Here is a 15,927-nt window from a genome sequence, read left to right as displayed (position 1 = left end):
TGATACCGTTGTGGATGAGGAACACATTGTCGTTTTGGTCCCTGTGGGGGTGAGCGTTTTCCTCGGTCGGTTCCCCATGGGTGGCCCAACGGGTATGGGCGATCCCGCTGGTGCCGGGGATTTCCTTTCCGTTCGTCTTTGCCTCCAGTTTGGAAATCTTCCCAACGGCCCTGTAAAGGGCCACGTCGTGTCCGTTTTGGACCGCCATCCCCGCTGAGTCGTATCCCCTGTACTCAAGCCTCTTCAACCCCTCCAGGAGGATGGACTTGGCCTCCTTTTGGCCAACGTAACAAACGATTCCACACATGGTGCAATCCTTTCATATCAGGAGGTGAAATCAGGAGGTGAAATAATGCCGGATAATCTCCCTGCCCAGGTCCTTGGCCCGGATCCCTAGTTTCTTTCCGTGCACGGCGAGAACGGCCACGCAGATGCCGTCGTTCCCATTTGCAGAAACGGCGTAGGCCGACAGCCAGTCGTACTTGAACCGATCATTCCTGTCATTGATGGTTCCGGTCTTGGCGCCCAGTTCCAATCCCTTGAATTTCTTTTTTCTGGTGAGCGGTAGGAAGGCCTTCCTGCAGGTTCCGGTCTTGACGGTTTCAGCCATCAGGCTCTTCATTCTCCTGGCCGTACTCGCCTCGATCACTCTGGCAATTTTACGAACGGCGGCATGGTACAACAGGTGCTGCTGATCATCCCGGACCCACCTGATCACCCAAGGTTCCATCACGGTCCCCCCGTTGGCGACGATCGCCGCCAGCAGTGCTGCATGAAGGGGTGAGATCAGTGTCTTCTTGTTGAACCCGGAAGCAATCTCAGCCAGCCCGAAATCGTCCTCGGGGATCTTTACCCTGCTCTCCTCAAGGGGAAATTCGAAGGGTATTTCCAGGTTGAAAAGAAAACGGTTCGCGTAATCCGCCAGCACATCACGACCCAATTCGTATATACCTATCTTGCCGAAAACGGGATTAATGGACTTGGAAAAGGCGCGCTCGAAAGTCACCTTGTTGGAATATCGGCCTTCCCTGCGTTTTAATTGACTCTTGTAAAGGGTATACCTCCTTCCCCTGTATGACAGGGTGGTTTCAGGAGAGAAGCCCCTGGTCTCGATGGCCGCGGCCGCCGATACAATCTTAAAAAGGCTGGCCGCAGGGAATTCCGCCTTGAGACACAGGTTTTCCCCGTTCCCGCCTTCCTTGCCCGGATATTGGGCCATGGCCAGGATCTGGCCCGTTTTAGGTCTCAGCACCACCGCCGCGGCCTGCAAAGTGAGGGACCGCCTAAGAAGCTTTTCCATATATGCCTGGAGGGAAGGATCGATGGAGGTCTCCACCAGGAACCGTCTTCCGTTTTTTGTGACGGGAAGGGGGTCCGGTTCCTTCGTGAGATCCAGATTCATGCCTTTCAGGAAAAGGACCAGGTCCTTTTTGCTCCAGGGGCGGGTGGGCGGTTGGTGACGGTTTCGGATTTCCTGCCCGGGGGCCTTCCCAAGCCGGGTAAAAATCCAGTACACCGAGAAAAAAGTGGAAGCCAAAAGGGCAAAGATCGCGATCCCGTAAATTCCCAGCCATGGTAGTCTCCGGAGATAGTAGTTGATCCGGGCCTCGCGCCTGAGCCGCTTCTGATATTTCATCCAGGTCTTGGAATGGAAAGGGATCTCGTTCATTTGGGTTCAGACGCGATAACCTCCAATCCTCCCATGTAGGGCACCAGGGCTTCGGGAACGACAACGCTTCCGTCGGCCTGCTGATAGTTTTCAAGGATCGCCACAACCGTTCTTCCTACGGCCAGTCCCGAACCGTTCAATGTGTGCACCAGTTCAGTTCCAGAAGCACCCTTACGCTTGTAACGGATACCGGCCCGCCGGGCCTGAAAATCCGTAAAATTGCTGCAGGATGAAATTTCCCTGTAAACCCCTTGGCCGGGAAGCCAGACTTCAAGGTCGTAGGTCTTTGCAGCGGAAAAGCCCAGGTCGCCTGTACACAGGCAAACGGTTCTGAAAGGCAGCCCCAGCCGTTTCAGGATATCCTCGGCGTCCCCGGTCAACTTTTCCAGTTCCTCGTACGATTCCCGGGGCCTGGAGAACTTGACCAATTCCACCTTGTTGAACTGGTGCTGTCGGATCAACCCGCGGGTATCCTTTCCGTAAGAGCCGGCCTCTGATCGGAAGCAGGGTGTGTAAGCGACGTAGGAAAGGGGAAGGTCTTCTTCCCTCAGAACCTCCTCTCGGTGGATGTTGGTTACGGGCACCTCGGCCGTTGGTATGAGGTAGAGATCCCAGTCTTCGATCTTGAAAAGGTCCTCCTTAAACTTGGGAAGTTGACCCGTTCCGGTCATGGCCGCGCTGTTTACAAGGAAAGGGGGCAGTACTTCTGTATACCCGTGTTCACGGGTATGGACGTCCAGCATGAAGTTGATCAAGGCCCGTTCAAGCAAGGCGCCCGCGCCCCGATATAGAGCGAATCGGGCGCCTGCGATCTTGGCCGCGGTTCCAAAGTCCAGGATTCCGAGGTCTTCCCCGATCTCCCAGTGGGGCCTGGGATTGAAGTCCATCTCCCTGATCTCTCCCCAGGTCCTGATCACGGTATTGTCTTTTTCGTCCCGTCCCACCGGAACCGATTCGTGGGGCACGTTGGGAATGACCATAAGAAGAGGTGACAAGTTTTCCTCGATTTTCGATAGCTCCGCCTCCAGGGACTTGATCTCTGAGGAAACTCTCCTCATTTCCGAAATGACCTGGGAGGGGTCCCTTCCCTGTTTCTTCATTTCGGCGATTTCTTCGCTTGCCTTGTTCCGCCGGTGGCGAAGCTCCTCCAGGGCGGGAAGGATGCTCCTCCTTTTCTCGTCAATGGACGAAAAAGCGGAAATATCAGTATTGTAACCCCGCTTCTCCAGCATGTCCTTGATGAGATCAAGATTCGTTCGGATAAATTTCAGATCCAACATCTTTGAAATCCCCATTAAATAATAGAAAAGAAAAGGGAATAGACGACCGAGCGGCCGATTCGGGTTTAGGTCGGTATTTACTAGATTTCGGGATAACGGTCAAATCTTTTCCCTATTCCCTACTCAATGAAATTCCCCGCTACAGGCAGCGGGTCATCTTGAGCGGAATTGCGACGGAGCGCCCCCGCCTTCGCTAAAGAGTGCTTCAGTGCCTTCTCATCCCTCCATTCCTCCCTAGTGCCCATCCATAAATGGCCCTTTTCCCAAGGGGCAGGCAGGCACGGCAGACAGGTCAGGCTCAGATTTTAATCCTCGAAATACTTCAATGTATTCCTGCGGTTAAAATCTTCGCCTTCCTTGACCTTGAACAAAATTGCCTGCTTTATGGATGGGCACTCTCTAAAGCCAAGCTACAGGGTATCCTGGCGAAGACGAATGACGTTTTCGCTTTACAGTTTAAAAAGATCCGTATACGTGTTAGTTTTTGCAAATCTTGCAACCGTCGAGTTTGCGAAGTTGCAAGGTATCGAAGAGATTGTTCATGCAAAATTGAGGTTAAAACGAAATCCCCTCCCGGGCCTCCCCTGGTCCAAGCACACCTTGAGAGGCCGAGGGCTAATTCCTAAAGCGGAGTATGCTGATAATGACCAGATCCAAGAAATCCCAGAGTCCACACCCTTTGTGGCGATTTCTCAAATCCTTGAGACTTACTTTTTTTCTTCTCCTAGGCCTTGCCGCCGTTTCCATTCTGGGAACGGTCGTTCCCCAGTTCTCCGATCTTTACCATTCCCTCTGGTTCAGGCTCTTCATCGGGCTCCTGGCCCTGAATCTCCTCATCTGTTCCATCGATCGCTTCCCCCAGAACTGGAGGCTCTACCGGCGAGTTCCGCGACCGGATCGGGACAAGGTCTTCGAGGGTAACTGGCCCCTCAGGAGCCTTACCCTGAAAGCCGACAGGGCCGATGTGATCAACCATCTGCGGGGGATTCTGAAACGCTGTTACCGGAATATCCATGAAAAAGATTCGGGAAAGGCCGTCTATTTTTTCGGAGAGAAGGGGGGACTGGGGTATTTCGGGGTCTTTATCGTCCACTTCAGCGTTATCCTCATCCTGGCCGGGGCAATCGTCGGCTCCCTTTTCGGATTCGACGGCTTTATCAATATTCCCGAAGGAGAATCCTCCGACAGGGTCATGATCACCAGGAGCCGCGAGGTTATCAAGCTCCCATTCCGAGTGGCCTGCGAAAAGTTCACGGTACGGTATTATGAAAACGGATCCCCTAAGGAGTACCGTTCCGATCTCAAATTTCTACGCGGCCGAGAGGTGCTCCTGGAAAGCCCCCTCTCTGTCAACCATCCCGTGACCTTCCAGGGGATCACCTTTTACCAGGCATCTTATGGTAAGATCCCGGGAACCATCCGTCTTCGGTTGGAAAAAGCAGGAGCGCCCGGAAAGACATTCCGTTTCGATGTGCACAGGGGACACCCCCGTGAACTGCCGGATCGTGAGGGAGTTTTCCGGGTCATCGATGTGCACAACGACCCTTCGGGCAAGTTGAGCCCCGCCGTACTCGTATCGGTCCGGGGGGCTGACGAAAAACGCCATGAATTCTGGGTATTTCAGGATCCAGGATCCCTCAAGGGCAAGTTTCCAGAGACCATGCTCCGGTCCCCGAGAATGAACCCTTCGGCCTTCAAGCCCTATACCTTTTTTCTCGAGGACATCGAAAGCAAATTTTACACAGGTCTCCAGGTGAGTCGGGATCCCGGTGTTCCCATTGTCTGGGCTGGCTTCATCATGATCATGGCGGGACTCTTCGTGACTTTTTTTCTCCACCCAAGGCGCGTCTGGATTCGCTTGGAAGAAAAAAAGGATGGACTGCAAATCGATCTGGCGGGCCGATCTCCCAAAAATCCGGTCGGACTGGAAAGGGAACTGGACCGAATTTGCCGGATGATCCAGGAGACCCGGGGATCAGACCGGAATCCGGGGTTATGAAACCGCCCCTTTTGGTCTTAACACCTGTTAACATCTCATTTTAACTGGAAGGATTTACTAGGCATGATAAATTCCGTTATTCTGAGTTATATCACCTTTGTCTATTTCTTTTCATTTTTGCTCTATCTCATGATGATGGTCATAGGAAAGGAAATCTTCGGGAGGCTCGCCACGATAGTCACCCTCTCGGGGCTTGTGGGGCATACTTTTGGAATCGCCTTGAGGTGGATCGAGTCCTACAGGCTCGGCATCGGACATGCCCCCCTTTCCAATCTCTATGAATCACTCATCTTTTTTTCCTGGGCCATCCTGGTTCTCTATGCCGTGGTGGAAAGGCGCACCAGGAACCGCACTCTGGGGACTTTCGTGACCCCCTTGGCCTTTCTCGCCATGGCCTATGCCTCTTATTCCCCGAATATCAAAACCCATATTCAACCCCTTCTTCCGGCCCTCAAGAGCAACTGGCTCATAGCCCATGTTATCACCTGTTTTTTCGGGTACGCAGCCTTCGGAGTGGCCTTCGGCCTGAGCCTTATGTATCTCTTAAAGCAGCGAGACCAGGGAGAGGAAAGCAGCCTCTTCCTGAAACTCATACCCGCCAAGCACATCCTGGACGACCTGAATTACCAGATGGTGGTGATCGGCTTCCTTCTCTTGACTCTGGGAATTATTACAGGATCGGTGTGGGCCCATTCCGCCTGGGGGAGATACTGGGGCTGGGACCCCAAGGAGACCTGGTCCCTTATCACCTGGCTCGTCTATGCCGCCCTGCTTCACTCCAGGCTCATGAGGGGATGGCGGGGAAAAAGGATGGCCATCCTTTCGATCCTGGGATTCCTATGCGTTCTGTTCACCTATTTTGGCGTGAATTACCTCCCCGGCCTCCATAGCTATGCAACTTCCTCTTGATCTGCAGGAGAAAAAAGAGGATCATTTATGGAAGCATGCATATAGAATAGGCCACATAAGGAATTCCGTTGACTGACGCAGCTTGTTACGCCTTAACCGTGACAAAGGCGGATGAATGGGGAAAAGGATGTCAGACAGCTTGGATGTAATCATTGTAGATGACGACCCTGTCGTGTGCGATCTCATCTCCCAGATCGTACAGCGCTTCTACACCTGGGGAAAAGTATTCGCCTTTACCGATTCCTCTGAAGCCTTCGCCTTCTGCATGGATAGAGGAACGGGTGTGGCGATCTTTGTCCTGGATGTGTTCCTGGGGGAGAAAACCGCTTTCACCTTCCTTGACAGTATCGTAGATAAATTTCCAATGGCCTATGAGGACACCATTATCATCACCGGGAACGCGAGCGACAATATCGTGGACATGTGCGTGGCCTCGGATATCAATTATCTCATTGAAAAGCCCATCCGGTCCTATACGCTGCAACTGGCCGTGCGGGCTATTGTTACGAAATACATCAAGTTTGCTAAAAGGCTCCTCAAGGACCCGGTTTTCGCCGAGAACGTGTCTCGTTTTTAAGGGGCCCCTCAGGCCATCATGATTTACTCCGAAAAGGTTTCCGCCAGGTTGTTGTCTATGACATACATACAGATTTCCTTGGCCCCTTGTTCGGAGTAACCATACTTCTCGTTCAGGTTTTTCATGAGAAAGGTGACCTCTTCCCGGATTCGACGATCATAGGTCTTGAAGGAATCCGTATCGTAATCCTTGATGGCCCTCCTGAAATTTTCATTCTTGAGAAAGGGATCCATGACCTTGGCCTTCAGGTTGTGTACGTATCGCTCGTAGAGGTTCTCGTAAACATCTGTTTCCTCAATGGATTTACCGTGAAGCAGCATATCCTGGGTCAAGGTCTTCGAGGCATATTGTTTCTGGATATCCTTTCGAAATTCGACTCTGGCATTATCCTCCTCGTCGCTCCCCAGGATCCGTCGTTCTATCCCCTCGAAGAATTCCTCGGTGATCTCAAGGTCTTCTCCCGTATAGATACAGCGTTCAACCGTCCCAACCTCGAAATTCACTGCAAACAGGTAATTTTTAATATCGCGGGAAATCTGGTCGTCATTGTAATAGTACAGGGACTCTTTTACTTCCTGCAGAACTGCATAATCATACGAACGTACCAGGGAATCCAGGAATCCTTCCGGGATCAACTCGGATAGGTCTTTACGGTGTTCCTTGAAAAAATGGTATACCATGGCCATGTTGATGAGCTTGTCCTTTTTGGCGTAGGTGGAATAGAACTCATTGAATATCTTGATGGAATCCCTGCCGGAAAGGCCCCTGTCCCCCTCCATCTCCGATTCCGCGATAATACGGGTTCGACGCTTGGCCGTGAACCGTTTCCGGTCTTCCTCCGTGAGCCAGGTGGGTATATAGCCTGCGAAAAGGTCCATTTTCAGCAACTGGAGATTATCGTCACAATATCGGCTGTACTTCCCGGGATCGCTGATCCATTCCTCCATCGCCTTTGAACGGGTATTGAGCCGCGAGGATATGATCACCTTGGCGAGGTTCTGGAGGACCCTTGGAAGAAAGCTCTTCTCGATCTGGTCACCGAAGATGTTTTTATAGATCTTTACCTCGGTGTTGTAGTCCAGGATATAGGGGATCTTGATATAGGTGATCCGGTCGAAAAAGGACTGGGTCTGGATGCCGGGGATGTTTTCCTTGTCCTCGGGGTTCATGAGGGCAAGGAAGAGAGAGTTTACGTTTTCTTCGATGTCTTCCACCTTGTGTACACCCTCGCTGATGATCCCGTGCAGGTCAGCGAACCTTTCCTTGTTGTTGTCCTTTACGTCCATGAGCGCATAAATCCCGTTGTTGGTCTTGGCATAACGGGAAAAGATGTAGCGCACGCGGTTGCTGTCTCTCAATATGGAATTGAGCTGATTCTGGAGGAGCTGATTGGTCATGACACTGGTCTTGGTCACCCTGTCGCCGGGGTTGAATACGCTTATACCTTCCCCGAGCCGCCTGTTGAACTGGTACCTGCGTGCGTATACCATTTCGAATACCTTGGATGGAGATCCCAGCATATCGATAAGGGCCTGATACAGGGAAAGGCATATGGTACAGGGATTATTCCTGAACACCCATTCGTACTGCTTCTCGGTGAACAATTTCTCCTTGAAATCTTTGTCTTCGATCAATTCGTCGAGCACTTCCCGCCGATAGGGCTTGGGGATGATCAGGATGGGGTGATCATGGCTTGGGCACGGTATCTCTAAATAGCTCTTGTTTCCAAGAGGGAACAAGGGGTTCTTGTGTTGTTTCGGGGGACCCAGAGGGGTATCTTGGGCCAGTTGGCGCAATTGCATGAGCAGGGTGTGGGCCTCGTGTTCGGCGATGACTCCGAGTTCTTTTTTATCCAGTCTCCAGATGGTTTCGTAACAGGCCCCTTCGGGTGTCTTGGTGTATTGTTCGAATTTCATAAGGAGGTTGTTCAGGAAGGTGCTTTTTCCACACCCGTGGGGTCCCTCGAATATGTATATCCTGTTCTGGGGCATTCCTCTCCTGAAAGAGGCCACGTGGTTGATGAGCCTGTTTGCGAAAAGCCTGTCGGCGAAAAAAGGGTTGTCAGAGCCGTTGACGAAAAGATTGCTGCAGTCGTAGCATACGTAATGAATCGATTCCGGGTCTTCCGGATACTCGTCTACCCCCTCACCCACGTAGCGGTAGATCATATCGTACATCATCTGGAAGATGTTCCTGAGCACGAGGTCGGGGTTCTTCGCCGCCATCTCAAGGAATTCCGCGTAGGTGAGGGGCGGCCGGGGATGGGTTTCCTTGATCTTCTTGCAGATATTCTGAAGAGCTTTCTGGATATCAGCCATTTGAACACCTGTCCTAAAGAACCGTCCTGGTGAGCTTTCGCTTCTCCATGGTATATAGGACCCGCGTTTCCTTGTACTTCTTCTCATCGGATTCTTCCTTTTGAACCGAATAGGGAGCGTAAAACAAGGCATAAGGCTTGTCCACCTTCTTCTCCGGAACCAGCTCAGTGGTCTCAAGCTTCACAGTCCCCCCCCAGAGAAACTCGATTCCCAGCATGGTATTGTGGATGAACTCCTTTACCAGGGGCTTGCCTTCAAAGTGATGGTTCAGGTAGAGGAGGTTTTCATTACCCTTCTGCTCATCGATTTCGATGTAAGGCGGATGATAAAGAGAATCCAGGACCATATCCCGGTAATCTTCCGCTTTTCTGCTTTTTACATAGTATTCCCATACCCCCTTCCGGGTATTCGCTCTCCTGCCGGCGACGAAGAGTTTGTGTTGATCCACGAAATCCTGGGTTAGAAAAGTATTTATGAACATGAAGTCGTCGAAATCCTCCCTGACCCGAAACACGTATTTCATCCCTTCTCCAGTTTCTTTGTCGTATTTATTGCGCTGGTACACATCCTTGATCTTCTCGAATTCATAGGAAAACCTGCCCCGCTCGGCCCACTCCTCGATGTAGTTGAAGAGCCTCATCCCAATGGCATAGGGATTGATTCCCACCCTGGGAAGCGAGGTGACTTTGGCGTTTACGCGGGCGAAGTCCACCTCATGTCCCCTGATCCTGTCGTCCTCGAGAAAGAGTTTCTCATGCCAGTAACTCGCCCATCCCTCGTTGAGAATCTTGGTACGGATCTGGGGCTGGAAGTAGATCGATGTTTTCCGCACGATCTCCATGACCGTCTTCATCCAGATATTTTCCTGTTTCTGAAGAAACGGAGAATTCTGCTGCAAGTACTGGATCAAGTCCCTTGCAGGCTCCTTCTTTTGTTTTTTGTGTTTGTTGAACAGGTTCTCAAACTCCGGGTATTTCTTCGTCACTTCGGAGAAAAAGACCGACTCTCCCATATCACCGAAACGCTTGAGGCTCTGGTTGTAACGATCCACCTCCTTGAGGTAATCGCTGAGCTTGACCTGCTTGATACCTTGGAGAAAATGGTCGAAATAGAAATCCAGCCTCTCGGATGAATTGATTTTTCCGGGACGGGTCCGCTCCGAGAGTTCGCTGTAGTAACCGACAAGGTTGTCGATACCCCTCGCAAATTCGATCACATAGTCCACCCATCGGCCTTTCTCGGCCCGGAGCATGGCGATCAGGCGCTTGTCGGAGAGGGCCTCCCCGGCGAAATCCTTGTCCCATGTATGACTGAAAAAATGGTTGTTTTGAAAAAAATCGATGTGGCCCAGGACATGGTAGAAGATCATGACGTTCAACCAGTCCGGGTTGTTGTCGTTGTAAAAGGATATGGCCGGACGGGTGTTGATCACAGTCTCATAAGGGTTGTGTGGAAAGAGTTCGTATCTTCCCTTTTCCTTTAGGACCTCCACCTCATGGACCCAGTAGTCGTAAAGGGTGGGAATCATGTTCTTGGGACCCAGTTCCAGGAGATCTTTGTTGGTTACGATATACTCCAGGGTCTCGCTTTGAAAGCGGAGTCCTGCGTCACGGGCCCGCTCCTTGCACCCTTCCATGATCCTCTTGGTATGTTGATCGATCAGTTCCATTGTTTTTGTTCACACCCGGCCTTCCGCCTTTTTCGATCCCGGGGGTCTTTCCAGCAGACGAATCTTTATCTGAAACGCCTACTTCATGGCGAAATCAACCTCTTTATTCCCTCGATGAGCCGCTCTTCCCCCGCTTCCCCGCTGATCACATCCATCCGTATTCTCTTGGGATACTCTTCAAGCAGGCCGGAATCCTTAACGTAATTTTCAACCGTGCTCTGGGAATTGGAGATCGATCCGGCCTCAGAGATGGTGATCCCGAAACGGTTGCAATAGCCGAGCATCTTTCTGATTTCAGGAACCGTCTCCTTGCCGTCCTTGTCCCAGTCATCCCCATCCGTACCGTGAAACACATAGATATTGTAATCCCGTACCAGGTTCTCCTCCTCCACGATCTCGTTTACCAAACGGTAGGCGGAGGCGATCCGGGTTCCCCCGGCCACCGTGAGGTTGTAATAGGCGTGGATGTCCGGGACCTCTCTTGCCTCGGTATCATGAAGAATGAACCTTGTCTCCACCTGCTTTTCGTACTGGTACATCAGCCAGCAGTAGATCAGGACATGCTGGGAGACCACGATCTCCGTGGGTTTCCCGGTCATGGATCCGGAATAATCCCTGAGGAAAAACACCATGGCCTGGGATTCATAGTCCTTCTCCTTGGAGAGTATCCTGTAGACATTGTCCCTGGGCGAAGCGATCAGATCCGTGGGATCAATGGTTTCTTTGTTCTTGATGCGTCCCAGATTGATGTTCGTCTCGATGATCTTCCGAAGGGTGGCCTTCTTGTCCAGGATCTGACCGAAACCCCGATGCCTGTCCGTGAGATCATAAGTGTAGCGGGTCAGGGAGCGCTTCTTTCCCTTGTCCTCCAGATTGGGCAACCTGAACTTCTCCGTGAGGATCCTTCCCAGGTCATAGGCGCTTGACTCGATCTCGTGTTCCCCTCCCTCTCCATGGCCGGCCCCGCCGGTCCCGGACCCTTCAGTGCCGTGAAGGGGTTCCTCACCGATCACCTCGCCTTCCTCACCTTCGCCAGACCCACCCGAGGCCCCCTCTTCTTCCGGGTCTCCGCTCCGGCGGTCATGGACGAACTTTTCCTCCACCGTGGTGGGGACCAGGATGACCTTGCCCTTTCCGCCCCCGCCGGGTTTGACGAGCCTTCCGATCCTGATCTTGCGCGGGAAGCCGTCTTTTTCCCTCAGGAGATCCCTTTCAAGGAGTTCATCCAGGGACCGGAGGCTGCGGGTATAATGGGCGCTGGGAAGAGAACCGGAATGGAGGAGATTCATATCATGGATCCCGTAGAGCCCCATCTCAAAGGCCCGTGTCCATTCGCCGATTTTCCGGGGCGGCACGATTCGGTGCTTTTCACCTGCTTCCGCTTCCATCACTTCCTTATCCCGGCTTCTCTCCGGACATTGTTCTTCTTCTCTTCTCACTTCGTCCGTCTCCCGGCCGAACGCCCGGTACATGTCATGCCGAAAAGGCGTCTTCGATTTTCCATCCGCTGAAAACCAACCATTCGCCTCCTGCCACCTTTTTCATTCTCCACAGGGCTTTCGGCTAGTTTTCATCGTTCTGGGTGCAGAAATACTCAATGGTCTTCTGAGCGCAGGTCTGGCAATACCCGAGCTTGTTCAGCATGGTGTCGATCATCCGGTCATAGAGCTTCTGGTTTTCATCGTTGGTACGATTCGCCAGGGCTCCTATCAGGCTCCCCGCCCCTGCGATATCCGATTTCAAACGGACATCCGTCACGGCCTTTACAAGCTCGATGTTGTCCATGAAATCGTAACTCGTATCCACCGACATTTTCTGCCCGTAAATCTTCCGGATGGAGGTCCTGAAGCTTTCCCGCTGCTCCTTGGTCTTCAGCCCCAGCCTTTCCTCCACGCTCTGGATATAACGCTCATCGATTTTCAGGGCCTTGAGCTCCCCTGTCTGGGGATCCTTATATTTCCACATCTTATCGGGCCCGAGGTTTTCCGCATCGATGCCGATGATCATGTTCACGTAGTTCATAACGTCCTTCTTGATTGCGAAGGGCTCATCCATGTAAGCATTGAACATCTCCGTCATGATCCTCTCGCGGTACAACCCCCTGGCGATCTTGAGGTCCTCGAAGTATTTCGCCCGGTCGTTGGCCTCGGTCACATAGTCCAGGATCACCCTTTCCAGGGCCTTGAAAATATCCTCGGCGAACATGCAGCGACCTTCGTTGGTCTCCGATGTCTCCATGAGAAGCTGGATGGCCCTACCCAGATCCCTCTGTCCGAGCCCCTTCTGTCCGTAACGTTTGGTTATATCCGGTTCGTGGTTGAGGGTGTCGATGACTTCTGCCAGGGTCTTGATGCTCTTTTCCCCGGCCACCTCCCCGGCGGCCAGTTTCATCATCTCGATGGGCGTCAGCTTGTCCGACTTGGGAAACCGGGTCAACACCACCGCCACGGAGGCCGCATAGTTCAAATTGGGGTCCTGATGGAGCTGTTCCTTGGTGAGGGTGGTCTTGGACTCGCTCCCGATGGCATAGGCGGTCAACTGCTCCTGAAGTTTGTAGTTTGTGTTGTGGGCCACGTAACAGATGCGGCAGCGGTCCACGATTGGCGCCTCTTCCTTCTCGGCCAGAAACCGGTTGAACTCGGCGTTGTTGCTCGTGGCGATGATCAGGGTATCTATGGGCCAGCGGAAGCCGTCGATCTCGATGTTCCGGTTCTGGATCACCCCCAGGTATACCTGCACGAGGTCTTTCTTGTTCTTGAAAATCTCATCGCTGAAGTGGATCCCTCCTCCGGCCACCCGGGCCAGGGCTCCCCGGCGCAGGTCGAACCGGTAGGGATTGTTGGGATCCGTCAGGTGAAGCAGCCGCTGAATGGACTCTTCTCCAAGCAGGTCTACGGCCGAGGATGTGATCTTGTCCTTTGCCGAATATTTCCCGGTTACAGTCCCCAGGCTCTCACTCAAGGGGACGGGGACGACCTCGATGAACTCCATCATCTTGTCAAGGTCCTCATCGACATAGGTGCGGATGTCGTTCAGGATGTAGTCACTACATGCACCCAGGGGCCTGTAATCCTCATAGATTTGATCGATCTCCTCGTCGCTGAAACCTCCCTGCTCGGCGAGGTAGGCCTTGTTTCGATCCTGATCCGGGAAAAGATTCATGGCCAGAATCATGGGATCCTCGAAGGTCTGGGACTGGATGACTTTGATCTTTCCATAGGTGCCCAGTCTCTCAAGGTTCTTGAAATTAAAGGTATACCTGCGGTTTTCCTCCTGGGCGAGAAAGCGCCGGTAAAGTGCGCAGAAGCTGTCGACGAAAAAGGTCTTGCCGTTTCCAGGCTCACCTACCAGCACAAAGGCCATTTCCCTCGATGAGCCCCCCTCGGCCGCATCCTTTATGATGGAGACGAAACTGTTGATCTCGTCGTACATGCCGATCACGTGTTTCTTCCCCATCCGGAAGATCTTGAAGTCATAGGTGCTCTTACCGTTCACCATGACCTTCTCGATGAGATCCTCCCTTTCGAGAATCATCCTGGCCGCACTCTTGAACACGTTCTCGAACCTTCGGCGGCCGTTTTTGACCTCCTCCAGGTGATATTTCAGGGTCCTTGCGCCGTTCTCCCTCATTTTTCCCTCCGAGGATTATGATTTGGCCTGATTAATCTCTCCCGAATCAAAAGCCATGGGTAGCGTAATGGGCCCATGGCTCCTGAGGTGGAAAGGGGGTGGATATATATGCGGCTCGTCATGGGCCGTTCTTCTCAATCGTAATCCTTGAAAAACATGTCCAGATCTTATGCAAAGCCGGAAAGCCGGTAAGCGCGCCATGCTGTCGGGCATGATGAACCGATCCACTCGCGATTCAGACAAAGCTTCTCAGTTCTGTTTTCCAAAAGAAGCAATTGCCATGCCATTGGTTCCCGTCGACATAACTTTTTGTCTGAAGGCCTATTCAATGACTGAAACCGGGGAATCCGCAAAGGGATCCTGCCCCTTCTCCTTCCAGGATTCAAGGCCGCGGGTGGTTGCGATAGGAGAATGACATTGAAATAGACGAAATTCTGACGGTGAGCTACGCCAATCTCTACCTCCCCATCACCTCCTCTGGGGTTCTCCCGGCCATTTTTTTTAAGAAGCGGGGGCCGGGCACCGGGGCACTTGAAAACTCCCGGAGGTTCCAAGGGAATTCCCCCGCTTTTCCTTGATTTTGGGGATCCCGGTTCCTATATTCCCCTTTAGCGGACCATTCTTACTGGGAGGAAAATCAAGTGGCCATTTCCATTTTGATGTTGGAATTTAAAGGGTTCACGAGGATGACGACCCAGATGGCCTATGACATGGAGAGCACGGGGATCACCCCCGAGCGGATCCGGGCCTCCGGGATCTCCATCGTCCAGGAGGTAATCAGCCGTGCAAAAAAGGTCTCCCCTCCGACCAACTCCTCCCATATCGGCGGGGACACCTGGGCCTTTGAGTTTCAAACCCTGGAAGAAGCGGTCACTTTCGGCTGGGTGCTCCTTCGCACCTTTCTCGGGTTGGCCACCAACCAGGCCGTCTTTTTTCTCAAGCCTTCCCTCGCCCTCAACATGGGGAGGCCCAAGTGGCAAGACGGCCGGTTCCTGGACGACACCTCTATTGAGACCTACCAGGTGGCCGACAAAGGACGCCCCTACCACTTTTATGTCCTCGGTGAAGCGATCGGGTCCCTTTCCGATATCCAGTGGGTCCGGTTCGCTCCGCCCCCCAAGAACCTCTCTTGCAAGGCCGAGGTGCGGATCCTGGACTGGCAGTCCATGGTCCCACCCAACGCCCCGCGGACCGAAGCCCCCCCGGATATCCATCTTCCCTCTCTATTACTGGACAACGAGGTCCTTTACGCCAACACCCCTGCAGAAGCGGTCCAGAACATCATTCGGCAACAATCCCGGGCCCATTCCGTGATCTCCTTCGGCGGCCCCGTACCCTATGATATCCCCATGTACAGGGAATACCTGAACGCCACTTTTTCCATGCTTCGAAGCGGTTACCCCTGCCAATGGACCGTTCTTTCCTACCTCCCGGTATTCGAAGCCCGTTACAGCTTCGCCTGGCTGGAAATCTGCCGCTGGCTCTCGTCCAACTGGCCCCAGTCCTTCGCCTTTGCCGCCTTCATCATTCCGGGGGACCAGCCCCGTCCCTTCTCTTTCCATATTTACGACGACGAGGTCATCCACATAGGGCTGCGTTCCTTTTCTCCCCAAAGGGGAGCCCCCACCATGAACTCGGCGATCATGTTCCGAAACGGGCGGATCGCGTCCCGATTCAGGGAGGAATTCATGGAAAACTGGCGGCGGATCGGACCGTTGGATAAAGAAAAATACGAGCGGATCTCCAGTCAGTTCTCCTGCCTCACCCAGGAAGAGAAGGAAGAGATCCTCACCGCGGTGCGGGAATTCCAGGAGGATCCGTCCTGACGACGAGCTGGGCCGGGAAGATCGAACGACGCTCCAGGAAGGTGAAACGC

At 52.9% G+C, this 15,927-nt stretch carries 11 protein-coding genes; 4 read left to right on the top strand and 7 right to left on the bottom strand.

Annotated features, from left to right (window positions below; genetic code table 11):
* From JRF57_13270 to serS, 3 genes are all read right to left on the bottom strand, one after another.
* Positions 1–307: glutamine--fructose-6-phosphate aminotransferase (locus tag JRF57_13270; protein MBW2304669.1), on the bottom strand; the 307-nt coding region annotated here is incomplete at its 3' end.
* 30 nt (positions 308–337) lie between these two features.
* Entirely contained in the window at positions 338–1,669 is a 1,332-nt protein-coding gene (locus JRF57_13265; GenBank protein MBW2304668.1) for a hypothetical protein, read from the bottom strand.
* Positions 1,666–2,949: a serine--tRNA ligase gene (gene serS, locus JRF57_13260; GenBank protein MBW2304667.1), complete on the bottom strand. Its 1,284-nt coding sequence runs from the start codon at positions 2,947–2,949 to the stop codon at positions 1,666–1,668. The genes JRF57_13265 and serS overlap by 4 nt, the downstream gene beginning before the upstream one ends.
* 643 nt (positions 2,950–3,592) lie before the next feature.
* On the opposite strand from serS, the gene JRF57_13255 reads away from it, so the two are divergent.
* The 3 genes from JRF57_13255 (at position 3,593) to JRF57_13245 (ending at position 6,434) form a co-directional block, all read left to right on the top strand.
* A complete protein-coding gene (locus JRF57_13255) occupies positions 3,593–4,948 on the top strand; it encodes a cytochrome c biogenesis protein ResB (protein ID MBW2304666.1) in 1,356 nt (451 codons plus the stop codon).
* A 63-nt stretch (positions 4,949–5,011) separates the two neighbouring features.
* On the top strand, positions 5,012–5,857 hold the full coding sequence (gene ccsB / locus JRF57_13250) for a c-type cytochrome biogenesis protein CcsB (protein ID MBW2304665.1): 846 nt from the start codon (positions 5,012–5,014) through the stop codon (positions 5,855–5,857).
* A 127-nt stretch (positions 5,858–5,984) separates the two neighbouring features.
* On the top strand, positions 5,985–6,434 hold the full coding sequence (locus JRF57_13245; protein MBW2304664.1) for a response regulator: 450 nt from the start codon (positions 5,985–5,987) through the stop codon (positions 6,432–6,434).
* 23 nt (positions 6,435–6,457) lie between these two features.
* On the opposite strand, the gene JRF57_13240 is transcribed toward JRF57_13245, so the two are convergent.
* The 4 genes from JRF57_13240 to JRF57_13225 all read right to left on the bottom strand — a co-directional run bounded on the left by JRF57_13240 (position 6,458) and on the right by JRF57_13225 (position 14,051).
* Positions 6,458–8,752 carry a serine protein kinase PrkA gene (locus tag JRF57_13240; protein ID MBW2304663.1) on the bottom strand — a complete coding sequence of 765 codons (2,295 nt, stop codon included), beginning with the start codon at positions 8,750–8,752 and terminating at the stop codon, positions 6,458–6,460.
* Positions 8,753–8,765: 13 nt separating this feature from the next.
* The gene (locus JRF57_13235; GenBank protein ID MBW2304662.1) at positions 8,766–10,421 is read right to left on the bottom strand and encodes a SpoVR family protein; all 1,656 of its coding nucleotides are present in this window, start codon (positions 10,419–10,421) and stop codon (positions 8,766–8,768) included.
* A gap of 83 nt (positions 10,422–10,504) precedes the next feature.
* Positions 10,505–11,809 carry a DUF444 family protein gene (locus JRF57_13230; GenBank protein ID MBW2304661.1) on the bottom strand — a complete coding sequence of 435 codons (1,305 nt, stop codon included), beginning with the start codon at positions 11,807–11,809 and terminating at the stop codon, positions 10,505–10,507.
* 175 nt (positions 11,810–11,984) lie between these two features.
* Positions 11,985–14,051, bottom strand: coding sequence for a serine protein kinase PrkA (locus tag JRF57_13225; GenBank protein MBW2304660.1), 2,067 nt, complete (start codon positions 14,049–14,051; stop codon positions 11,985–11,987).
* Positions 14,052–14,692: 641 nt separating this feature from the next.
* On the opposite strand from JRF57_13225, the gene JRF57_13220 reads away from it, so the two are divergent.
* Entirely contained in the window at positions 14,693–15,877 is a 1,185-nt protein-coding gene (locus JRF57_13220) for a hypothetical protein (GenBank protein ID MBW2304659.1), read from the top strand.
* Positions 15,878–15,927: the final 50 nt, after the last annotated feature.

It is taken from the genome of Deltaproteobacteria bacterium, assembly GCA_019310525.1.
GTDB lineage: Bacteria > Desulfobacterota > DSM-4660 > Desulfatiglandales > HGW-15 > JAFDEE01.
The sequence above is the reverse complement of the archived record's forward strand: the minus strand, read 5'-3'. Positions and strand labels throughout refer to the sequence as shown.

Bases quoted from the DNA above. Each gene is read 5' to 3' on its own strand.
- JRF57_13265 (MBW2304668.1), bottom strand. From the start codon at position 1,669: ATGAACGAGATCCCTTTCCATTCCAAGACCTGGATGAAATATCAGAAG.
- serS (MBW2304667.1), bottom strand. From the start codon at position 2,949: ATGTTGGATCTGAAATTTATCCGAACGAATCTTGATCTCATCAAGGAC.
- JRF57_13255 (MBW2304666.1), top strand. From the start codon at position 3,593: ATGACCAGATCCAAGAAATCCCAGAGTCCACACCCTTTGTGGCGATTT.
- ccsB (MBW2304665.1), top strand. From the start codon at position 5,012: ATGATAAATTCCGTTATTCTGAGTTATATCACCTTTGTCTATTTCTTT.
- JRF57_13245 (MBW2304664.1), top strand. From the start codon at position 5,985: ATGTCAGACAGCTTGGATGTAATCATTGTAGATGACGACCCTGTCGTG.
- JRF57_13240 (MBW2304663.1), bottom strand. From the start codon at position 8,752: ATGGCTGATATCCAGAAAGCTCTTCAGAATATCTGCAAGAAGATCAAG.
- JRF57_13235 (MBW2304662.1), bottom strand. From the start codon at position 10,421: ATGGAACTGATCGATCAACATACCAAGAGGATCATGGAAGGGTGCAAG.
- JRF57_13230 (MBW2304661.1), bottom strand. From the start codon at position 11,809: ATGGAAGCGGAAGCAGGTGAAAAGCACCGAATCGTGCCGCCCCGGAAA.
- JRF57_13225 (MBW2304660.1), bottom strand. From the start codon at position 14,051: ATGAGGGAGAACGGCGCAAGGACCCTGAAATATCACCTGGAGGAGGTC.